Annotated in this window: 17 protein-coding genes; 11 read left to right on the forward strand and 6 right to left on the reverse strand. The window is 63.1% G+C overall.

Going from position 1 to position 19,208, the window contains the following annotated elements; genetic code table 11:
* Positions 1–234: 234 nt before the first annotated feature.
* The 5 genes from LQK84_RS23285 to LQK84_RS23305 all read right to left on the reverse strand — a co-directional run bounded on the left by LQK84_RS23285 (position 235) and on the right by LQK84_RS23305 (position 5,755).
* Positions 235–1,188, reverse strand: coding sequence for a peptide ABC transporter ATP-binding protein (locus LQK84_RS23285; protein WP_230831194.1), 954 nt, complete (start codon positions 1,186–1,188; stop codon positions 235–237).
* Complete coding sequence (locus tag LQK84_RS23290) at positions 1,185–2,174, reverse strand: ABC transporter ATP-binding protein (RefSeq protein ID WP_230831195.1); 990 nt, start codon at positions 2,172–2,174, stop codon at positions 1,185–1,187. Before LQK84_RS23290 ends, LQK84_RS23285 begins: the two co-directional genes overlap by 4 nt.
* Position 2,175: 1 nt before the next feature.
* Positions 2,176–3,069: an ABC transporter permease subunit gene (locus LQK84_RS23295; protein ID WP_230831196.1), complete on the reverse strand. Its 894-nt coding sequence runs from the start codon at positions 3,067–3,069 to the stop codon at positions 2,176–2,178.
* 11 nt (positions 3,070–3,080) lie between these two features.
* Positions 3,081–4,085, reverse strand: coding sequence for an ABC transporter permease subunit (locus LQK84_RS23300; RefSeq protein WP_230831197.1), 1,005 nt, complete (start codon positions 4,083–4,085; stop codon positions 3,081–3,083).
* A gap of 74 nt (positions 4,086–4,159) precedes the next feature.
* Entirely contained in the window at positions 4,160–5,755 is a 1,596-nt protein-coding gene (locus LQK84_RS23305; RefSeq protein ID WP_230831198.1) for an ABC transporter substrate-binding protein, read from the reverse strand.
* Between the two features lie 274 nt (positions 5,756–6,029).
* Between LQK84_RS23305 and obgE the strand changes: the two genes are divergently transcribed.
* Genes obgE through LQK84_RS23325 form a run of 4 tightly spaced genes read left to right on the forward strand, consistent with a single transcriptional unit; the run spans position 6,030 to position 10,224 of the window.
* Positions 6,030–7,130 (forward strand): GTPase ObgE, encoded by a 1,101-nt coding sequence (gene obgE, locus LQK84_RS23310; RefSeq protein WP_230831199.1) that lies wholly within the window; start codon positions 6,030–6,032, stop codon positions 7,128–7,130.
* Positions 7,131–7,137: 7 nt separating this feature from the next.
* Complete coding sequence (gene proB, locus LQK84_RS23315) at positions 7,138–8,277, forward strand: glutamate 5-kinase (protein WP_230831200.1); 1,140 nt, start codon at positions 7,138–7,140, stop codon at positions 8,275–8,277.
* A 30-nt stretch (positions 8,278–8,307) separates the two neighbouring features.
* Positions 8,308–9,594 carry a glutamate-5-semialdehyde dehydrogenase gene (locus LQK84_RS23320; protein ID WP_230831201.1) on the forward strand — a complete coding sequence of 429 codons (1,287 nt, stop codon included), beginning with the start codon at positions 8,308–8,310 and terminating at the stop codon, positions 9,592–9,594.
* A 42-nt stretch (positions 9,595–9,636) separates the two neighbouring features.
* Positions 9,637–10,224, forward strand: coding sequence for a nicotinate-nucleotide adenylyltransferase (locus LQK84_RS23325; RefSeq protein WP_230831220.1), 588 nt, complete (start codon positions 9,637–9,639; stop codon positions 10,222–10,224).
* 82 nt (positions 10,225–10,306) lie between these two features.
* Here LQK84_RS23325 and LQK84_RS23330 read toward each other — a convergent pair whose 3' ends face one another.
* The gene (locus tag LQK84_RS23330; protein ID WP_230831202.1) at positions 10,307–11,653 is read right to left on the reverse strand and encodes an NtaA/DmoA family FMN-dependent monooxygenase; all 1,347 of its coding nucleotides are present in this window, start codon (positions 11,651–11,653) and stop codon (positions 10,307–10,309) included.
* 154 nt (positions 11,654–11,807) lie between these two features.
* On the opposite strand from LQK84_RS23330, the gene LQK84_RS23335 reads away from it, so the two are divergent.
* The 7 genes from LQK84_RS23335 (at position 11,808) to LQK84_RS23365 (ending at position 19,194) form a co-directional block, all read left to right on the forward strand.
* Positions 11,808–12,824 (forward strand): LLM class flavin-dependent oxidoreductase, encoded by a 1,017-nt coding sequence (locus tag LQK84_RS23335; protein ID WP_230831203.1) that lies wholly within the window; start codon positions 11,808–11,810, stop codon positions 12,822–12,824.
* 13 nt (positions 12,825–12,837) lie between these two features.
* Positions 12,838–13,482 carry a TetR/AcrR family transcriptional regulator gene (locus LQK84_RS23340; protein WP_230831204.1) on the forward strand — a complete coding sequence of 215 codons (645 nt, stop codon included), beginning with the start codon at positions 12,838–12,840 and terminating at the stop codon, positions 13,480–13,482.
* Positions 13,483–13,622: 140 nt separating this feature from the next.
* Positions 13,623–15,275, forward strand: coding sequence for an ABC-F family ATP-binding cassette domain-containing protein (locus LQK84_RS23345; protein ID WP_230831205.1), 1,653 nt, complete (start codon positions 13,623–13,625; stop codon positions 15,273–15,275).
* A 50-nt stretch (positions 15,276–15,325) separates the two neighbouring features.
* Positions 15,326–15,775 (forward strand): ribosome silencing factor, encoded by a 450-nt coding sequence (rsfS, locus tag LQK84_RS23350; protein ID WP_230831221.1) that lies wholly within the window; start codon positions 15,326–15,328, stop codon positions 15,773–15,775.
* 61 nt (positions 15,776–15,836) lie between these two features.
* Positions 15,837–16,319, forward strand: a complete 483-nt coding sequence (gene rlmH, locus LQK84_RS23355; protein WP_230831206.1) for a 23S rRNA (pseudouridine(1915)-N(3))-methyltransferase RlmH — start codon at positions 15,837–15,839, stop codon at positions 16,317–16,319.
* A 159-nt stretch (positions 16,320–16,478) separates the two neighbouring features.
* Positions 16,479–17,882, forward strand: coding sequence for a murein hydrolase activator EnvC family protein (locus LQK84_RS23360; protein ID WP_230831207.1), 1,404 nt, complete (start codon positions 16,479–16,481; stop codon positions 17,880–17,882).
* Positions 17,872–19,194, forward strand: coding sequence for a S41 family peptidase (locus LQK84_RS23365; protein WP_230831208.1), 1,323 nt, complete (start codon positions 17,872–17,874; stop codon positions 19,192–19,194). The genes LQK84_RS23360 and LQK84_RS23365 overlap by 11 nt, the downstream gene beginning before the upstream one ends.
* Positions 19,195–19,208 lie beyond the last annotated feature (14 nt).

The raw sequence follows: 19,208 nt of genomic DNA on the forward strand, positions 1-19,208 counted from the left end.
CGCCACCCTGCGGCATCAGAGCATCTACAAAACTGAACTGACCTTCCCGACGAACTGACATCCCACCGCCTCCAGCCGCTGCAGAACCAGTGAATCATATCAGTGGAATTTTGCAACGGTCCCAAGGGGGGAGACGGATGGAGCAGCGCCACAGGTCAATCTCCCCCCTTGCGGGTGAGATGTCCGGCAGGACAGAGGGGGGTGTCCCCGCACAAGCGACCTGAGACCGAGCCCTTAATCCAGCGGATGATGACACGCGAACTTGTGCCCCGCATCCCCCGTCAGCGCCGGCATCCCCGCCTTGCAGACATCCGTCGCCCGCCAGCAGCGCGGATGGAATGGACAGCCGGACGGTGGCTTCAGCGGCGACGGCAATTCGCCGGTGAGGCTGATGCGGGTCTTTTCGCGGCCCGGATCGGCAACGGGCGTCGCTGACAGAAGAGCAGCCGTGTAGGGATGGCGCGGATGGGCGAAGACCTGGTCTGCCGCCCCCTCTTCCACCGGTCGGCCGAGATACATGACCATCACGTCGTCGGAAATATGCTTCACCACCGAAAGCCCGTGCGAGATGAAGAGATAGGCGAGACCCATCTCCTCCTGCAGGTCCATCAAGAGGTTCAGCACCTGCGCCTGGATCGACAGGTCGAGCGCCGAGACGGGCTCGTCGAGCACGAGAATATCCGGATTGAGCATCAGCGCGCGGGCAATGGCGATGCGCTGGCGCTGGCCGCCGGAGAACATGTGCGGGTAGCGCCCGTAATGTTCAGGCCGGAGCCCCACGCGCTTCATCATGTCCTCGACCTTCGCGCGGCGCTCGGCAGCGGAAAGCTTGGTGTTGATCTTCAACGGCTCTTCCAGAATGTCGCCGACCTTCTGGCGCGGATTGAGCGAGCCATAGGGGTTCTGGAACACGATCTGCACGCGCGAGCGTAAGCTCGCATCGCCGACCAGCGCCGGCTTGCCGCCAATCGTCAGCTCGCCCTCGGACGGCGTTTCGATCATGGTGGCCAGCCGGGCAAGCGTCGATTTCCCGCAGCCCGATTCGCCCACCACGGCAAGCGTCTTGCCGCGTTCGAGCTTGAAGCTGACGCCGTTCAGCGCCTTGACAGTCGCCGCCGGCTTGAAGAGCTTGCGACCCGCTTCGTAATACCGCTTGAGGTCGCGGCCTTCCATCACGACATCGTTCATGCCGCACCTCCCAGACGTTGCGGCTCGCCACCGACCAGCGGATAGAAACAGAGCGCATTGCCCAATGCCGGGCCTTGGCGCGGCGGTTTCGTCTGACAGGCCGCGTCCGCAAAGCTGCAGCGCGGCGCGAAGAGACAGCCCGGCGGCCGGTCGAACTGGCCGGGCACGACGCCCGGGATCGACGGCAGCCGTGAGCCCTCGACCGCACGCTCCGGCAGCGAGGCAAGGAGACCTGCCGTATAGGGATGATGCGGATCGGCAAACAGCGCCTTCACCGGCTGCTCTTCCACCTTCTGCCCCGCATATTGCACCTGAACGCGCTCGGCGGTTTCCGCCACCACGCCCATGTCATGGGTGATCAGCACCAGCGCCATGCCCTTCTCGCGCTGCAGGCGGACCAGCAGTTCGAGGATCTGCGCCTGGATCGTCACGTCGAGCGCCGTGGTCGGCTCGTCGGCAATCAGAAGCTTTGGATTGCAGGCGAGCGCCATGGCGATCATGACGCGCTGGCTCATGCCGCCCGACATCTGGTGCGGAAAGTTGGAGAGCCGGTCTTCGGGGGCCGGAATGCCGACGAGCTGCAACAGCTCGATCGAGCGCGCCCGCCGCTCTGCCCGGTTGAGGCCCATATGCAGCTTCAGCGTCTCGCCGAGCTGATAGCCGACCGTGAAACACGGATTGAGGCTCGACATCGGCTCCTGGAAGATCATGGCAATGTCCTTGCCGATGATCCTGCGGCGCTCGCGGGCGCTCATTCCCCGAAGGTCCTTGCCGTCAAAGGCCATGCGGTCGGCGGTGATCTTCGCCGTCCAGGGCAGAAGCCCCATGACGGCCAGCATCGCCACCGACTTGCCCGAGCCGGATTCACCGACAATGGCGAGGATTTCGCCCTTGTCGCAGGTCAGCGAAACGCCATCGACCGCGCGGAACACGCCGCTGGCCGTCTGGAATTCCACCGTAAGGTTTGCAATTTCAAGAAGTGCCATGTCAGGACCTCTTCAGCTTGGGATCGAGCGCATCGCGCAGGCCATCGCCCATGAGGTTGATCGCCAGCACCGTGATGAGGATGGCGAGACCAGGGAAGGTGACGACCCACCAGGCGCGGCTGATGAACTCGCGGGCTTCCGCCAGCATCGTTCCCCATTCCGGCGTCGGCGGCTGCGCGCCCATGCCGAGAAAGCCGAGTGCCGCCGCATCGAGGATCGCCGCCGAGAAGGCCAGCGTCGCCTGCACGATCAGCGGCGCCAGACAGTTTGGCAGGATGGTGATGAACATCAATCTGGGCCAGCGTGCGCCGGCGACGCGGGAACCGACGACATAGTCCTTGGTCTTTTCCGTCATCACCGAGGCGCGCGTCAGCCGCACGAAATGCGGCAGGTTGACGAGCGCGATCGCCATCATCGCATTCATCAGGCCCGGCCCCAGGACCGCGACCAGCACGAGCGCCAGAAGCAGCGACGGGAAGGCGAGGATGATGTCCATGATGCGCATGATCACGATATCGGTCTTGCCGCCTGCAAAGCCGGCAATCAGGCCGATGACCACGCCGAGAACCACCGAGAGCGACACGACCACGACGCCGATGAACAGCGAGAAGCGTGCGCCATAGACGAGACGCGAGAAGATATCGCGGCCGACCGGATCGGTGCCGAGGAGGAAGGAGGCCTTGCCGCCCTCCATCCACGAAGGCGGCAGGAGGAGAAGCGCGCGGTCCTGCTCATTGGGCAGATGCGGCGCGATCAACGGTGCGAACACGGCCATCAGGACGACGATGACGAAGACCGCAAGGCCGATCACCGCACCCTTGGAGCGCGTGAAATAATACCAGAATTCGCCAAGCGCGGATTGCGGCTTGACGACGTTTTGTGTGGTGTCAGTCATGTCCGCCCCCACTATCGCCGGATGCGCGGGTTGATGAACCCGTAGGTGATGTCAACGATGAGATTGACGATCATGATGATCGCAGCAATCAAGAGCAGCCCGCCCTGAACGACCGGATAGTCGCGCTTGAAAACGGCATCGACCATCCACTTGCCGATGCCCGGCCAGGAGAAGATCGTCTCGGTCAGGATCGCGCCGGCGAGCAGCACGCCGACCTGAAGGCCGATCGTGGTCACAACCGGGATCAGCGCGTTTCGCAGCGCATGAAAGCCGACAACGCGGAAGGGCGACAGGCCCTTGGAGCGCGCCGTACGCACATAATCCTCGCCCAGAACTTCCAGCATGGCCGAACGCGTCTGCCGCGCGATGACGGCCAGCGGGATCGTCGCGAGCACGATGGTCGGCAGGATCAGATGGCTGAAGGCGGAGGCAAACGCTCCCTTCTGGCCCGACAGCAGACTGTCGATCAGCATGAAGCCGGTGACCGGCTTGAAGAAATACATCAGCGAGATGCGCCCCGACACGGGCGTCCAGCCGAGAAAACCGGAAAAGAAGATGATGAGCAGCAGACCCCACCAGAAGATCGGCATGGAATAGCCGACAAGGGCGGCCCCCATCAACGTCTGGTCGACCCACGAGCCGCGCCTGACCGCCGCAATCACGCCCGCCGGAATGCCGAGCAGGATGGCAACGATGATGGCACAGATGGACAGTTCCAGCGTCGCCGGAAACAGCGCCTTGAAATCTTCCAGCACAGGCTTCTTCGTCACGACCGAGCGGCCAAGGTCGCCATGGGCGATCTTGCCGAGATAGTCGACGAACTGCACTGCGATGGGCTGGTCATAGCCGAGATCATGCATGATCTGGGCGTGTTTTTCTTCCGACATCACCCGTTCGCCCGACATGAGCATGACAGGGTCGCCCGGAAGCAGGCGGATAAACGAAAACGCGATCAGCGCCACCCCGATGAATGTCGGGATGAGGATCGCAAGCCGGCCGAGGATGAAACGCAGCATCGGCAATACTCCGATTGAGCACAGCCGGGGGCCCTCAAGAAAGAGAACCCCCGGCTGCGCGAAAGGACTGCGGATTATTCAGCGACGTCGACGTCGTCGAAGCGATGGTAACCGAGCGGATCGACCTTGAAGCCGGAGACCTTCTTGCTCATCGGCACGAAGACCAGCGAGTGGTCGAGCGTGGCCCACGGAGCCTGCTTCTTGAAGACAACCTGGGCTTCTTCATAGAGCTTGGTGCGCTCGGCCTGATCGGCGGTGACCTTGGCCTTCTTCACCAGGGCGTCGAAGTCCTTGTCGCACCACTGCGCGCGGTTGTTGCCACCGACGGCATCGCAGCCGAGCAGCGTGTCGAGGAAGTTGTCCGGATCGCCGTTGTCGCCGGTCCAGCCGAGCATGACGGCGCCGTCACGATCCTTGGCCTTGGACTGCTTCAGATATTCGGCCCATTCATAGGTCACGATCTCGACCTTGACGCCAACCTTGGCGAAGTCGGCCTGCATGAGTTCGGCCGCACGGCGGGCGTTCAGCATGTAGGGACGCGACACGGGCATCGCCCAGATCTTCATCGAAAGATCCTTGACGCCGGCCTTTTCGAGAGCGGCCTTGGCGGCAGCCGGATCATACTTGTCGTCTTCGACCTTGTCGTTATAGGACCACATGGTCGGCGGGATCGGGTTCTTGGCAACCTTGGCCGCGCCCTGGAAGACGGCGTCGACGATCGCCTGCTTGTTGATCGCGGAGTTCAGCGCCTTGCGCACTTCCGGCTTGTCGAACGGAGCCTGCATCGTGTTGTAGGCGAGGTAGGCGACGTTCAGGCCTTCCTGCGATGCAACGGTGAGGTTGGCATCACCCTTCAGGCCCTGGACATCGGCAGCGTTCGGATAAACCGTGACATGGCACTCGCCGGCCTTCAGCTTCTGCGCACGCACGGAAGCATCCGGCGTGATTGCGAAGACGAGGTCGCTGATCTTCTGTTTGTTGCCCCAGTAGTCGGCATTCGCCTGGAAGCGGATGACGGCATCCTGCTGGTAGCCGACGAAGGTGTAGGGACCAGTGCCGAGCGGCTTCTGGTTCATCTGCGCCATGTTCTTGTCGGCGGCGAGCTTGTCGGCATATTCCTTCGACACGATGGAGGCGAAGTCCATGGCGAGGTCGGCGATGAAGGGCGCTTCCGGCTTGTTGAGCGTGAACTTGACCGTCAGGTCGTCCACCTTCTCGATCGACTTGATCAGCTTCGGGAAGCCCATGCCGTCGGCATATTCATAGGATGCGCCTTCGACATACTTGTTCCACGGATTGTCTGCCTTGAGCTGGCGCTCGAAGGAGAAGATCACGTCGTCGGCGTTGAGGTCACGCGTCGGGGTAAAGAAGTCCGTCTTCTGGAACTTCACGCCCTTGCGGAGCTTGAACGTGTAAACGGTGCCGTCAGCGGAAAGCGTGTAGCTTTCGGCAAGACCCGGCTCGGTTTCGGTGGAGCCATGCTTGAACTCGACCAGGCGGTTATAGACCGTGCGGCTTGCCGCATCAAAGGTCGTGCCGGAGGTGTAGAGCGCGGGGTCGAAGCCTTCGGGCGAGGCTTCCGAGCAGTAAACCAGCGTCTTGGACCATGCGGAAGTTGCAAAGGCAGAGGCCAGCGCCGAAGCGGCCAGCAGAAGGGCCAATTTTTTCATGGCGATTTTTTCCCATTTATATTTTTGGTTTCGCCCGTTGCCTCGGGCTTGGCGAAAGAAAAGCTCATTTGCGCCATGAAAGCAACTCGTCCCTGTTGAAAATTTCCCAACTGGACAAAATTCGGCGATCATCAGGCGCGGCTTGGCCTGAACCCGAGAGCAACCCTGACGATTGCCTTTGACCTTGCGGCCAAGCCCCTGTATTGCAAGGCTCAATCGAGTGCGCTTGTTGCCGTGATGCCGAGCGCCGGCCCTCATTTTTGAGACGTAAGTTATGAAATTTCTGGACGAAGCCAAGGTATACATCCGCTCGGGTGACGGTGGCGCAGGCGCGGTGTCTTTCCGCCGCGAAAAATTTGTCGAATTCGGCGGCCCCGACGGCGGTGACGGCGGGCGCGGCGGCGACGTATGGGTGGAGGCCGCCAACGGCCTGAACACGCTCATCGATTTCCGCTTCCAGCAGCATTTCAAGGCAGGCACCGGCACGCATGGCATGGGCCGTAACCGCACCGGCGCCAAGGGCGCGGAAGTGACGCTGAAAGTGCCGGTCGGCACGCAGATCTTCGAGGAAGACGGCGAAACGCTGATCATCGACATGGTCTCCGAAGGCCAGCGCTTCCGGCTTGCCGCCGGCGGCAATGGCGGCTTCGGCAACACGCATTTCAAGTCGCCGACGAACCAGGCTCCGCAATGGGCCAATCCCGGCCTTCCGGGCGAGGAAAAGACGCTCTGGCTGCGCCTGAAGCTGATTGCCGATGCCGGCCTCGTCGGCCTGCCCAATGCCGGCAAGTCCACGTTCCTGTCGACCGTGACGCGCGCCCGGCCGAAGATCGCCAACTATCCGTTCACGACGCTGCATCCGAACCTCGGTGTTGCAACCGTCGACGGCCGCGAATTCATCATCGCCGACATTCCGGGCCTCATCGAAGGCGCGCATGAAGGCACCGGGCTTGGCGACCGCTTCCTTGGCCATATCGAGCGTACCCGCGTGATCCTGCATCTTGTCTCCGCAATGGAAGAGAATGCCGGCAAGGCCTACAAGACGGTCAAGAAGGAACTCGACGCCTATGGCGGCGGCCTCACCGACAAGACCGAAATCGTCGCGCTGTCGCAGATCGACGTGGTCGATCCGGATGAGCGGAAGAAGAAGCTCGCCTCGCTGAAGCGCGCCTCCGGCCAGACACCGCTCGCCATTTCCGCCATCACGGGCCTCGGCATGCGCGAAGTGCAGCGCGAGCTTGCCCGCATCATCGACGAAGCCCGCCGCGCCGATCCGGGCGTGCAATCGGCCACCACGGCGCACGGCCATTCCGGCCGCAAGCCGAAGCAGGAGCCGATGTTCGACGAAGACGGTGACGAAGAAGACTGGGACTGAGTGAGCAATGCCCGCAAAACGCAAGAAACTTTCCGCCGCCAAGCGGATCGTCATCAAGATCGGCTCGGCGCTGCTGGTTGATCGCAAGTCGGGACTTAAGAAGGCCTGGCTCGATGCCGTCTGCGAGGATATCGCGGCGCTCCGCAAGGCGGGCGTCGAAGTCCTCGTCGTCTCCTCCGGCGCGATTGCCATGGGCCGCACCGTGCTCGATCTGCCCTCGGGCATCCTGAAGCTCGAGGAAAGCCAGGCGGCCGCAGCCGTCGGCCAGATCGCACTGGCGCGCGCCTGGACCGAAAGCCTCTCCTTCCATTCCATCGTCGCCGGCCAGATCCTGTTGACGCTGGGCGACACGGAAGAGCGACGCCGCTATCTCAACGGTCGCGAGACGATGAACCAGCTGTTGAAGCTCGGCGCCGTGCCGATCATCAACGAGAACGACACGGTCGCCACGACCGAAATCCGCTATGGCGACAATGATCGCCTCGCCGCCCGCGTCGCCACCATGGTGGGCGCGGACCTGCTGGTCCTGCTCTCCGATATCGACGGGCTCTACACCGCGCCCCCGCATCTCGACCCGGATGCCAAGCTGATCGAGGAAATCCCTGCGATCACCCCCCAGATCGAGGCGATGGCCGGTGGGGCAGCCTCCGAACTGTCGCGCGGCGGCATGCGCACCAAGATCGACGCCGGCAAGATCGCAACGTCCGCCGGCTGCGCCATGATCATCGCGTCCGGCAAGCCCGACCATCCGCTCGCCCTCATCGAGGCCGGCGGCCACCATTCCTGGTTCACCGCCTCGGGCAACCCCTCGACGGCGCGCAAGACCTGGATTGCCGGCAAGCTGCAACCGGCCGGCAGGATTCGGGTGGACGAAGGGGCCGAAAAGGCGCTCTTTTCCGGCAAGAGCCTGCTTCCTGCAGGTGTCAAGGCTCTGGAAGGCGACTTTGCCCGTGGCGACACGGTGGCCATCGTCACCATGGCCGGAGCCGAGATCGCGCGCGGACTGTCTGCTTACGATGCGGACGAGGCACGCCAGATTCTCGGCAAGAAAAGCAGTGAAATTGCCGAAATTCTCGGCTATGCAGGCCGCTCTGCCATGGTCCATCGCGACGATCTCGTGATGACCGCAGCGCGGGAAAAGGCTTGAGACGACATCTTCAAGCGAAAGGATGAGACGATGTTGGACGGAACCAAGGACAAGGCCGCAGTCGAGACGCTGATGCTCGAAATCGGGCGCAATGCCCGTGCCGCCGCCCGACCGTTGAGCATCGCCTCTGCCGAGCGCAAGCACGCGGCCCTGACCGCCATGGCCACCTACATCATCGCCGACATGGACAAGATCCTGGCCGCCAATGCGCTGGATCTCGAAAACGCCCGCGAAACCGGCATGGCCGCCTCCTTCATCGATCGCCTGACGCTGACGGAAACCCGCATCCGCGACATGGCGAACGGCATCCGCGCGATTGCCGACCTGAAGGACCCCGTTGGCGAAGTCATCGCCGAATGGGACCGTCCGAACGGCCTGCATATCGAGCGCGTCCGCACGCCGCTCGGCGTCATCGGCGTGATCTATGAAAGCCGCCCGAACGTGACGGCGGATGCCGGCGCGCTCTGCCTCAAGGCCGGCAATGCCGTGATCCTGCGTGGCGGTTCGGACTCGATCAATTCCTCGCAGGCCATCCATGCCTGCCTCGTGCGCGGGCTCAACGATGCCGGCCTGCCGGAAGCCGCCATCCAGATGGTGCCGACCACCGACCGCGCCGCCGTCGGCGCGATGCTCGCCGGCCTCAACGGCAATCTCGATGTGATCGTGCCGCGCGGCGGCAAGAGCCTCGTCGCCCGTGTGCAAACGGAAGCCCGCGTGCCGGTCTTCGCGCATCTGGAAGGCATCTGCCATCTCTATATCGACAGGTCGGCCAAGCTCGACATGGCGGTGGAGATCGCCGTCAACGCCAAGATGCGCCGCACCGGCATTTGCGGCTCGGCCGAAACCCTGCTCGTCGACCGCGCCTGCGCCGCGACACACCTGAAGCCGATCCTCGAAGCCCTTGCCGCCAAAGGCTGCGAAATCCGCGCTTCGCAAGAGGTCATGGCGCTCGTGCCGAACCTCAAAGCCGCAACGGAAGAAGACTGGTCGACCGAATATCTCGACGCCATCATTTCCGTGGCGCTGGTGGACGGCATTGGCGGGGCCATCGAGCATATCGCCCGCTATTCGTCCAACCACACCGAAGCCATCGTTGCGGAAGATGCAAGCGCCGTCGAGCGCTTCTTCAACGAGATCGACAGCGCCATTCTCCTCCACAATGCCTCGACGCAATTCGCCGATGGCGGCGAATTCGGCATGGGGGCCGAGATCGGCATCGCCACCGGCAAGATGCATGCCCGCGGCCCCGTCGGCGTCGAGCAGCTCACCTCGTTCAAATACCGGGTGCGCGGCAACGGCCAGGTAAGGCCCGGCTGACGCGTGGAGAGGGAAGCGGCTCTTTCCGAACGTCATCTCACCATGCCGCACACCGAGCGCGGCATGGTCATCGGCCTGTTCGGCGGCTCGTTCAATCCGCCGCATGAGGGCCACAAGCTCGTCGCCGAAATCGCACTGAAACGCTTGGGACTGGACCGGCTCTGGTGGATGGTCACGCCCGGCAACCCGTTGAAAAGTCACAATGGCCTCGCCCCGCTTGCCGAGCGCATTGCCGCTTGCGAGCAGATGGCGACCGATCCGCGCATTCAGGTGACGGCATTCGAGAAGCGCATGAACAACAGCTACACCGCCGAGACGCTGGCAGCGGTGAAGGCGCGCAACCCGGATTGCCATTTCGTCTGGATCATGGGCGCGGATAATCTCAAGACCTTCGACCGCTGGCAGAAATGGCAGGAGATTGCCGCCACCTACCCGATCGCCGTCATCGACCGGCCGGGTTCGACGCTCGCCTATCTCTCCTCCAAGATGGCCAAGACCTTCGACTATGCCCGCGTCGACGAGTCGGAAGCCCGCGCACTCCCCTTCCGCAAGGCCCCCGCCTGGACCTTTATCCACGGCCCCCGCTCGACGCTCAGCTCGACGCTGATCCGGGAGAAGAACGGCCAGTGAGCCGATCGCAGCTTTTTCGAAGCTGCGATACATCGCCGCCGCCACGCCCCAAAACGTAAGATATGACTAACGAATATAGAGCCTATGCTGTCACTTTCGGCACAGTTGCCTCAAAATTCTCCCGCAGCGTGCTTCCCTCGTAGTCGGACTGGAAAAGGCCCCTGCTCTGGAGGATTGGCACCACGCCTTCGACAAAGGCCGGTAGACCATCGCTGATGACGTCGGGCATGATGAAGAACCCGTCGGCGGCACCCGCTTCGAACAGTTCCTGCAACTGGTCTGCGACCTGAGTTGGCGAGCCGATGATGGTCGTGTGGAAACCCGTCACATCGCGCAGCAGAACCTCGTAGGGCGATTTTCCATCCTGAAGAAGCTTTGTGGCCCTTGCGGCATGCGGATAGTTCAGGTTCGGCCTCAGTGCGGCCAGACGTTCGGCGGAAAGCGGCTCCCGGATCGTCTCCATCGTCAGCCGGATGCCGACCAGCATGGACAGATGATGCAGTTTCGCCGCCAGCGGGATCGAGGCGAATTGCAGCAGGGCCTCCCTGCGGGCAAGTGCTGCTTCCTCGGACTCCGCAACCGTCGTGAAAATCCCCATGAAGAGTTTCACCGCGCTCGGATCACGCCCGGCGGCAAGTGCGGCGCGGTCCAGTGCCTGCCGATGCGCCCGCCCCGTCGCAATATCCGTGACCATGGAATAGACGCCGGACGCATACATGCCGGCAAGTTGAAGACCCTCGGCGCCGCCGCCGGCCTGGAAGATGATCGGCTGGCCCTGTGGCGAGGGCGGGGTCGGCAGCGGGCCGCGAGAGGCCACGAATTGACCGCCGAGATTTATCGGCTGGATCTGGCTGACATCGGCATAGATCCCGCGCTCGACATCGAGTTTCAGCGCGTCCTTGCCCCAGCTGTCCCAAAGCGCCCTCACCAGCTGAATGAACTCATGCGCCCGGGCATAACGCGTGTCGCGATCATCGATGTGGGAGCCATAGTTGGCGCCAATGGTCGGATCGTTGGTGGTGACGGCGTTCCAGCCGATGCGGCCGCCGCTCAGCACGTCCAGCGCCTTCATCTGCCGCGCCACCGTGTAGGGAAAGTTGAACGTCGTCGACTGCGTGAGGGCAAAGCCGATCTGCTTCGTCTGGCCAATCAGATGGCTGGTAATGATCAGCGGCTCGATCGTCGCCGTCGGTGGGGAATGCGAGATGTCTTCGCGCATCGCCGGGTGATCGGCGATGAAGATCAGCTGGAATTTTCCCTGCTCGGCGACCTTGGCGATATGGGCCATGGCGTCCAGATCGTAATGCAGACCGGGCGTGTTGCCGGGCCAGCGCCAGGCACCATCAGCGGAGCCGTGATTGAGGATCTGGCCGCCCAGCAGCATCTTGCGACTGGGGGCCTTCGTGACGTCGGTGACAGGATGGGTCATTGCGAACTGCTCTGAAATCTGGGCGCGAAGCCGGCTGATGGAGGAAGATGCTTTTTGGGCGCGCATGCCTTGCATCGCGCAAAAGGACATTGCCAGCGCCATTCCTATACGATATCGTTTCGATACGCAATCGTATCGTTTTATGGAGGCTGCCTTGTCCCGCCCGATCCCCCTTTCCGTTCTCGACTTTGCCGTCGTCGGCACTGGCCAAAGCGAAACCGCCGCTCTCAACCAGTCCGTCGAACTGGCACGACACGCGGAATCCCTCGGCTACGTGCGGTTCTGGACCTCCGAGCACCACAACATGGCCTCCGTCGCCTCGACGGCCCCGGACCTGATCGCGATGCGGATTGCGGACAGGACGACGCATATCAAGGTCGGTGCCGGTGGGGTCATGCTGCCCAACCATGCGCCGTTTTCCGTCGCGGAACGCTATCTGACACTGGAGGCCTTTCACCCGGACCGCATCGATCTGGGTGTGGGTCGCGCGCCGGGAACCGACGGGGTCACCGCCCATGCGCTGCGGCGGTCCGACGCGAACCACTACGCGCAACAGCTCGCCGAACTCGACAGCTTCCTTCATGACGGGTTTCCGGCAAACCACCCTTACGCGCAGATATCGGCCATGCCGAAAGGCGCAACCCGCCCGAAGCTCATCGTGCTGGGTTCGAGCCTTGCCAGCGCCCAGCTTGCCGCCGCGCAAGGCTATCCTTTCGGCTTTGCCGGGCATTTCTCGCTGCAGCTCGCCGCCTCTGCCATCCGTGCCTACAAGAACAATTTCGTGCCGGGTGCGACCGCGAGCCCCTATGCCATCCTGGCGGCCAATGTGGTTGCCGCGGATACTGAGGAGAAGGCGGAATGGGTCGCGCGCTCCGGCAAGCTCGGCTATATCCGCCATGCGCGCGGCATGCTGGGGCCGCTGCCGAGCCCGCAGGAGGCGGCTGAGCATCCCTGGATTCAAGAGGAAATCGCGGCTGCCAACGCCTTTGCAGCGGACCATATCGTGGGCGACGCCACGAGCGTTGGACAGAAACTTCGCGCGCTGGTACGAGAAACCGGAGCCGATGAGTTGATGATAAACGCGACCATCCATGGATTTGAAGATCACAAGCGCAGCCTTGAAATCATTGCCGATGTCATGGCAGCCGAACGGGTCGCGATGCGGGCCTGAATGGAGCTAGCCGATGCAGAATGAGGTTCCCGGCGCGTCGCGGCAGAAGCCGGCAGGAACGGCCGGCCGAACACGCGATGCCGGCAGGGACAGGCTGATCCATGAGGCCGTTCTCGCACTGCTGAGCGAAGTGGGCGCCGAGGCGCTGAGCATGGAAGCCGTCGCCGCAAGGGCTGGTGTCGGCAAGGCCACAATCTATCGCCGATGGGCGACGCTTCCTGACCTGATTGCCGATGCAACCGATACGCTGGTCTTTCCGGCAAGCCCGACCAGCGCCCGCTCGGGCGCACTGCGCGATGATCTGATCGAAAGCCTGATCGAGGCCACGGGCTGCCTCGACCCCCACCGCCAGCGCATCATTTCAACGGTGCTGGAAGCATCGCTGCGCGGCACGAACTCCGTCGACGGGCTGCGCTCCCGCTTTGTCCGATGCGTCAAGACGGCGATCACCGGCGCGATCGAACGCGCGATTTCGCGCGGTGAACTTGATGCAAACTGCCCAAGCGCCTGCGCACCCGGCGAAGAGCCGATCCAGCTTGCGGTGGTCGTTGGGCTGCTCATCAATTTCCCGCATATAACTGGCCACCCGCTGACCCATCGCGAGTTTGAGCGCATCGTCGATGAGGCGCTTTTGCCCTTGTTGAAGCGGCCCGCATAGCGGCGCACCCACGCCTCTCCCCTTGCCCGACAGAGCATTGCCCCCTATCTTACCCCTGTCCCCAACAGGAGCCAGACCGATGAACATGATGCCGAAGACCCTGCTTTCGCCCGTCTTTGCATCCGCCTTCAAGGTTCATCATGTCCACGCGCTCCAACACACCCGCCATCACGCTCACCGGTCTTTCCGCCGCAGCGCCTGACGGTCACACGCTTTTCAAAAATCTCGACCTGAGCTTCGGCCCCGAACGCACCGGCCTTGTCGGTCGCAACGGCACCGGCAAGACGACGCTGCTGGAGCTGATTGTCGGCCTTCGTGAACCGCTCGCCGGCACCGTCCAGCGGCGCGGTACGATCGGCTATCTGCGCCAATGGCCGGACACGCCCGATGACGCGACCGTAGCGCAAGGCATCGGCCTTGCCGATAAACTCGCCCTCTTCCGCCGCGGCCTTTCCGGCGAGGCGACAGCTGACGAGCTGGAGCAGATCGACTGGGCCATAGAGGCCGAGATGGAGGCATCGCTTGCCCGCCTCGGTCTTGCCAGCCTCGACCCGGATCGCCCCTTCAAAGCCCTGAGCGGTGGCGAGCAGACCCGCGCCCGGCTGGCCGGTCTTCTCACCGAGAAGCCGGATTTCCTGCTGATGGACGAGCCGACCAACCATCTCGATCGCGCTGGTCGCGCCTTCATCGCTGACATCGTGGAAAGCTTCAAAGGCGGCCTCCTCATCGTCAGCCACGACCGCGATCTGCTGGAGCGGATGGACCGGATCGTCGAGATCACCACGCTTGGCGTCACCGTCTGGGGCGGCAATTACAGTTTCTACCGCAACGAAAAAGCCCGCGCGACAGAGCGCGCCGAAAGCGAGCTGTCCTCCGCCCGGCAGCAAGCCGAACGCACAGCCCGCGACATCGAAGCCGCCCGCCAGCGCAAGGAAAAGCGCGATGCGGCCGGCAGGAAGGGCCGCGCCAGCGCCGGCCAGCCGAAAATCCTGCTGGATGCCGCCAAGGAACGCGCCGAAGGCTCTGCCGGCGGTCTCGGGCGGCTGGCATTGCGCCAGCAATCTGAGGCGGAAGAGCGGCTTGCTTCAGCGAAAGACGCCGTGGAACGCGCCCGCAAGCTCGATTTCCACCTCTCAGGCGCAGAACTCCCCTCCGGAAAGATCGTTCTGTCGCTGGAAAATCTCACCGGCGGTCCGCCGCAAATCCCGCGCGTCATCGACGGGCTCTCGCTGACCGTCACCGGTGCGGAGCGCATCGCGCTGGAAGGTCCGAACGGCGCGGGCAAGACGACGCTGCTCCGGCTGATTGCCGGAGAGCTTCAGCCCGCCTCGGGCGCCATCCGCTGCCCGGTGCGGCTAGCCTATCTCGACCAGTCGGCGGCGATCCTCGATTTTGGCGCAAGCCTCGTCGACAATTTCCGCCGTCTCAATCCGGGCGCGACCGACAACGCAGCCTATGCCGCACTTGCCCGTTTCCACTTCCGCAACGAGGCGGCGCGGCTGACGCCGTCAGTGCTCTCCGGCGGCGAGCGGCTGCGCGCGGCGCTTGCCTGCGCCATCGGCGGCGAAGACCCGGCCGGTCTCCTGCTGCTCGACGAGCCGGTGAACCATCTCGACATCGAATCGGTCGAGGCGGTGGAAGACGCGCTCGACGCCTATCGCGGCGCCTTCATCGCCGTCAGCCACGACGCCACTTTCCTGACAAAGATCGGTGTTTCGCGGCGAATTTTGCTTGAAAAGAGTTCGTCGCGGCTTAACAGGCCAAGTTCTGTATCCGCAGAACTGACTTCTTGAAAGCTTCGCAATTTGGTGCGTATCATCCTCTTGCGATCCTGAATCGCAACGTGACGTGCTGTGTTTTTGGAAAGAAAGGCAAACCTCTGACAACAGTACATATCAAGGGACCTGCCCCCCGCAGCCTCCCACGGAGCAAGGACACTGGCGTCGAAGCCGCGGCCCGCGCTCTTCAACTGGTTCTTGGCAGTCTTGAAGACTCCAAGGCTGAAGATATCGTCACCATCGACATTGCCGGGAAATCGGCGCTGGGAGACTACATGGTAGTCGTCTCCGGGCGATCGAACCGCCATGTCAGCGCCATCGCCGATCACCTCATCACCGATCTCAAGGACGAAGGCCTCGGGTTTCCCCGGGTCGAAGGTCTGGAGACGGGCGATTGGGTCCTGATCGACACGGGCGACATAATCGTGCATGTGTTCCGTCCGGAAATCCGGGAGTTCTACAACATCGAAAAGATGTGGCAGGCTCCGGATATGGAAGACGGCAGACTGCATTAAAAGCGTCGGCGCGGATCGCGCCTTCCTTGCAGCAGTCACATGACGATTGCGAGGTGGCACGATGCGGGTTGGACTTTTCGCTGTGGGACGGCTGAAGGCCGGACCGGAGAAGGATCTTGCGGCGCGTTATCTCGACCGTTTTGCAAAGGCCGGACCTGCCATCGGCCTTGAATTCTCCCGCGTTGTCGAAGTCCAGGAAAGCCGCCTGCCGCAGCCAGAAGGCCGCAAGCGCGAAGAAGCCGCGATGCTCGACAAGGCATTGCCGGATGGCGCTGTCCTCATTCTGCTCGACGAGCGCGGCAAGGCGCTCGGCTCGGAAGAGTTTGCGAACCTCATCGGCCGCTTCCGCGATGACGGCAAGCGCGACCTGATGATCGCGATCGGCGGCGCCGACGGTCTCGACCCGGAACTCGTCGCCCGCGCGGACGCGCAGATCTGCTTCGGCAAGATGACCTGGCCGCACCAGCTGGTGCGCATCATGGCCGCTGAACAGCTTTATCGCGCCGTCACCATTCTTTCCGGCCACCCCTATCATCGGGCCTGACAGACATCCGTCACAATCCGGCATTTCCGGGAAACGTGTGAAACGGATTTCCGCCGGGAAACGCGATAAAAAGCGCAACTTGGACACAAGCTTGCCGAAGGTTTGGGTCTTTATGCTCGCCGGCTTATCAAGTCTGGCCGGGACGCGAATGCGGTGGTGATGACACGACGGACAATCACGAACGAAAAAACGGCGCGGCGCGGCCTCTGGCCTCTCGCCCTGCTGCCGGTGCTTGTTCTCGCGCCTGTCGCCGTCCACCGCTCCGATGCGCAGGACGCAACGACCGCCCCGAAACAGAACCGCCCGGCCGCCGACGCCGCAGCCAGTGCCACGTCGGCAGATCCAAGTGCCGATCTTGCCGCACGGCGCGAGGCGACGCGCCAGGAACTCGAAGCGCTGTCGAAGACCATCAGCCTCTCCGACGAACGCGTCGAGACCCTGAAAAAGGGCATTGCCGATCTCAAGCAGAACACCGCCGGCATCCGCGATGCGCTGGTCGTCTCGGCCACGCGGCGCAAGGAGCTGGAAACCAGGATCTCAGAAGGCGAGAAGTCGCTTTCCAAACTGCGCACCGAAGAGACTGTCGCCAAGGCCTCGCTGCACGAACGGCGCGGCCTGCTGGCAGAAGTGCTGGCAGCACTCCAGCGCATGGGCCGCAACCCTCCGCCCGCACTTCTCGTCACCCCTGAAGACGCGCTGTCTTCCGTGCGCAGCGCCATTCTCCTGGGCGCTGTCGTTCCCGGCATCCGCCACGAGACCGACAAGCTGGTTGCCGACCTCTCGAAACTCGCGGAAACCCAGAAGAAGATCGGCGACGAGCGCACCTCGCTTGCCACGCTGATGACCTCGAACCTCGAGGAACAGCGGCGCATGAACCTCCTGATCGCGGAAAACGAGAAGAACGCCGCCAAGACCGAACAGCAGCTGGCCGAAGAGCGGGCGAAGTCGGAAGATCTCGCCAAGAAGGCGGCCAACCTTCAGGATCTCATCGGTTCGCTGGAAGACCAGATCGGCTCCGTGCGCGATGCAGCCGCCGCCGCGAAGGCGCAGACCAATGCGGGCGCCGCACCCGGCCAGCTTCCGCCCGATAAAAACCGCATTGCCCCCGCATATGCGTTTGCCAAGTTGACCGGTAAACTGGTGCTTCCGGCCGCGGGCGATGTGGTGCGCAATTTCGGCGATCCGGACGGAACCGGACACGTCGCACTGGGCACGACACTGGCGACCGCACCGGGCGCCGTCGTCACCGCGCCGGCGGATGGCTGGGTGGTTTATGCCGGGCCGTTCCGCAGCTACGGCCAGATGGTCATCCTCAATCCCGGCGACGGCTATCACGTCGTCATGTCGGGCATGGGGCGTGTCTCAGTCCGGCCGGGCCAGTTCGTGGTGGCGGGCGAGCCGCTGGCGGTCATGGGTGAAAAAAGAGTGGCCAGTGCCGCAGCATTGACGCTGGTCACGGACAGGCCAAGCATTTACATTGAATTCAGGCAAAACGGTAAACCGGTTGATTCCCGTCCCTGGTGGACCGCCCCTCAGATTGGAAAGGCTCGCAATGATACGTAAGGCTTCACTTCTTGTCGCGGGTGCGCTTCTCGGCGCGACGGCGATGAGCGTCATCTATTCGGCCGGCGTTCCCGCCTCGGCCGCCGGCAACTCGACCTACAAGGAACTGTCGGTTTTTGGCGACGTGTTCGAACGGGTCCGCGCGCAATATGTGACGCCTCCGGATGAAAAGAAGCTGATCGAAGCGGCCATCAACGGCATGCTTTCCTCGCTCGATCCGCATTCGAGCTTTATGAATTCCGACCAGGCGGCCGACATGCGCACCCAGACCAAGGGTGAATTCGGCGGTCTCGGCATCGAAGTGACGATGGACAAGGACCTCGTCAAGGTCGTCACCCCGATCGAGGACACGCCCGCCGCCAAGGCCGGCATTCTCTCCGGCGACTATATTTCCAAGATCGACGGCACCGACGTTCGCGGCCTGACGCTCAACCAGGCGGTCGAGAAGATGCGCGGCAAGGTCGGCGAGCCGATCAAGCTGGAAGTCATCCGCCAGGGCGCCGACAAGCCGCTCGAATTCACCGTCAAGCGCGACATCATTGCCGTCCAGGCAGTCAAGTCTCGCGTCGAGGGCGATGTCGGCTATCTCCGCATCATCTCCTTCACCGAAAAGACCTTCGACGACCTGAAGAAGGCTATCGACAAGATCCAGGCACAGGTTCCGGACGACAAGCTGAAGGGCTATGTGCTCGATCTTCGCCTGAACCCGGGCGGTCTGCTCGACCAGGCCATCGACGTCTCCGACGCCTTCCTCAACAAGGGCGAGATCGTCTCCACCCGCGGCCGCGAAGCGAGCGAAACCCGCCGCTTCGACGCGACCGAGGGCGACCTCTCGCATGGCAAGCCGATCATCGTCCTGATCAACGGCGGAACGGCATCGGCCTCCGAAATCGTCTCCGGCGCCCTCCAGGATCTGAAGCGCGCCACCGTGATCGGCACGCGCTCCTTCGGCAAGGGTTCGGTCCAGACGATCATCCAGCTCGGCGACAACGGCGCGCTGCGCCTGACCACGGCGCTCTACTACACGCCGTCGGGCCGTTCGATCCAGGGCACCGGCATCACGCCGGACATCAAGGTCGACGAGCCGGTTCCGGATGATCTGAAGGGCAAGGTTGAGGTCGAGGGCGAATCGAGCCTCTCCGGCCACATCAAGGGCCAGAGCGAAACCAATGAAGGCTCCGGCTCCATCGCCTATGTGCCGCCGGATCCGAAGGACGACGTCCAGCTTCACTATGCGCTCGACCTGCTGCGCGGCGTGAAGACGGACCCCTCCTTCCCGCCGGACCCGACCAAGGTAACGATGGCCAAGTAATGCACCATGGCCCG

The sequence above is a fragment of the Rhizobium sp. C4 genome (assembly GCF_021026315.1).
Lineage (GTDB): Bacteria > Pseudomonadota > Alphaproteobacteria > Rhizobiales > Rhizobiaceae > Ensifer_A.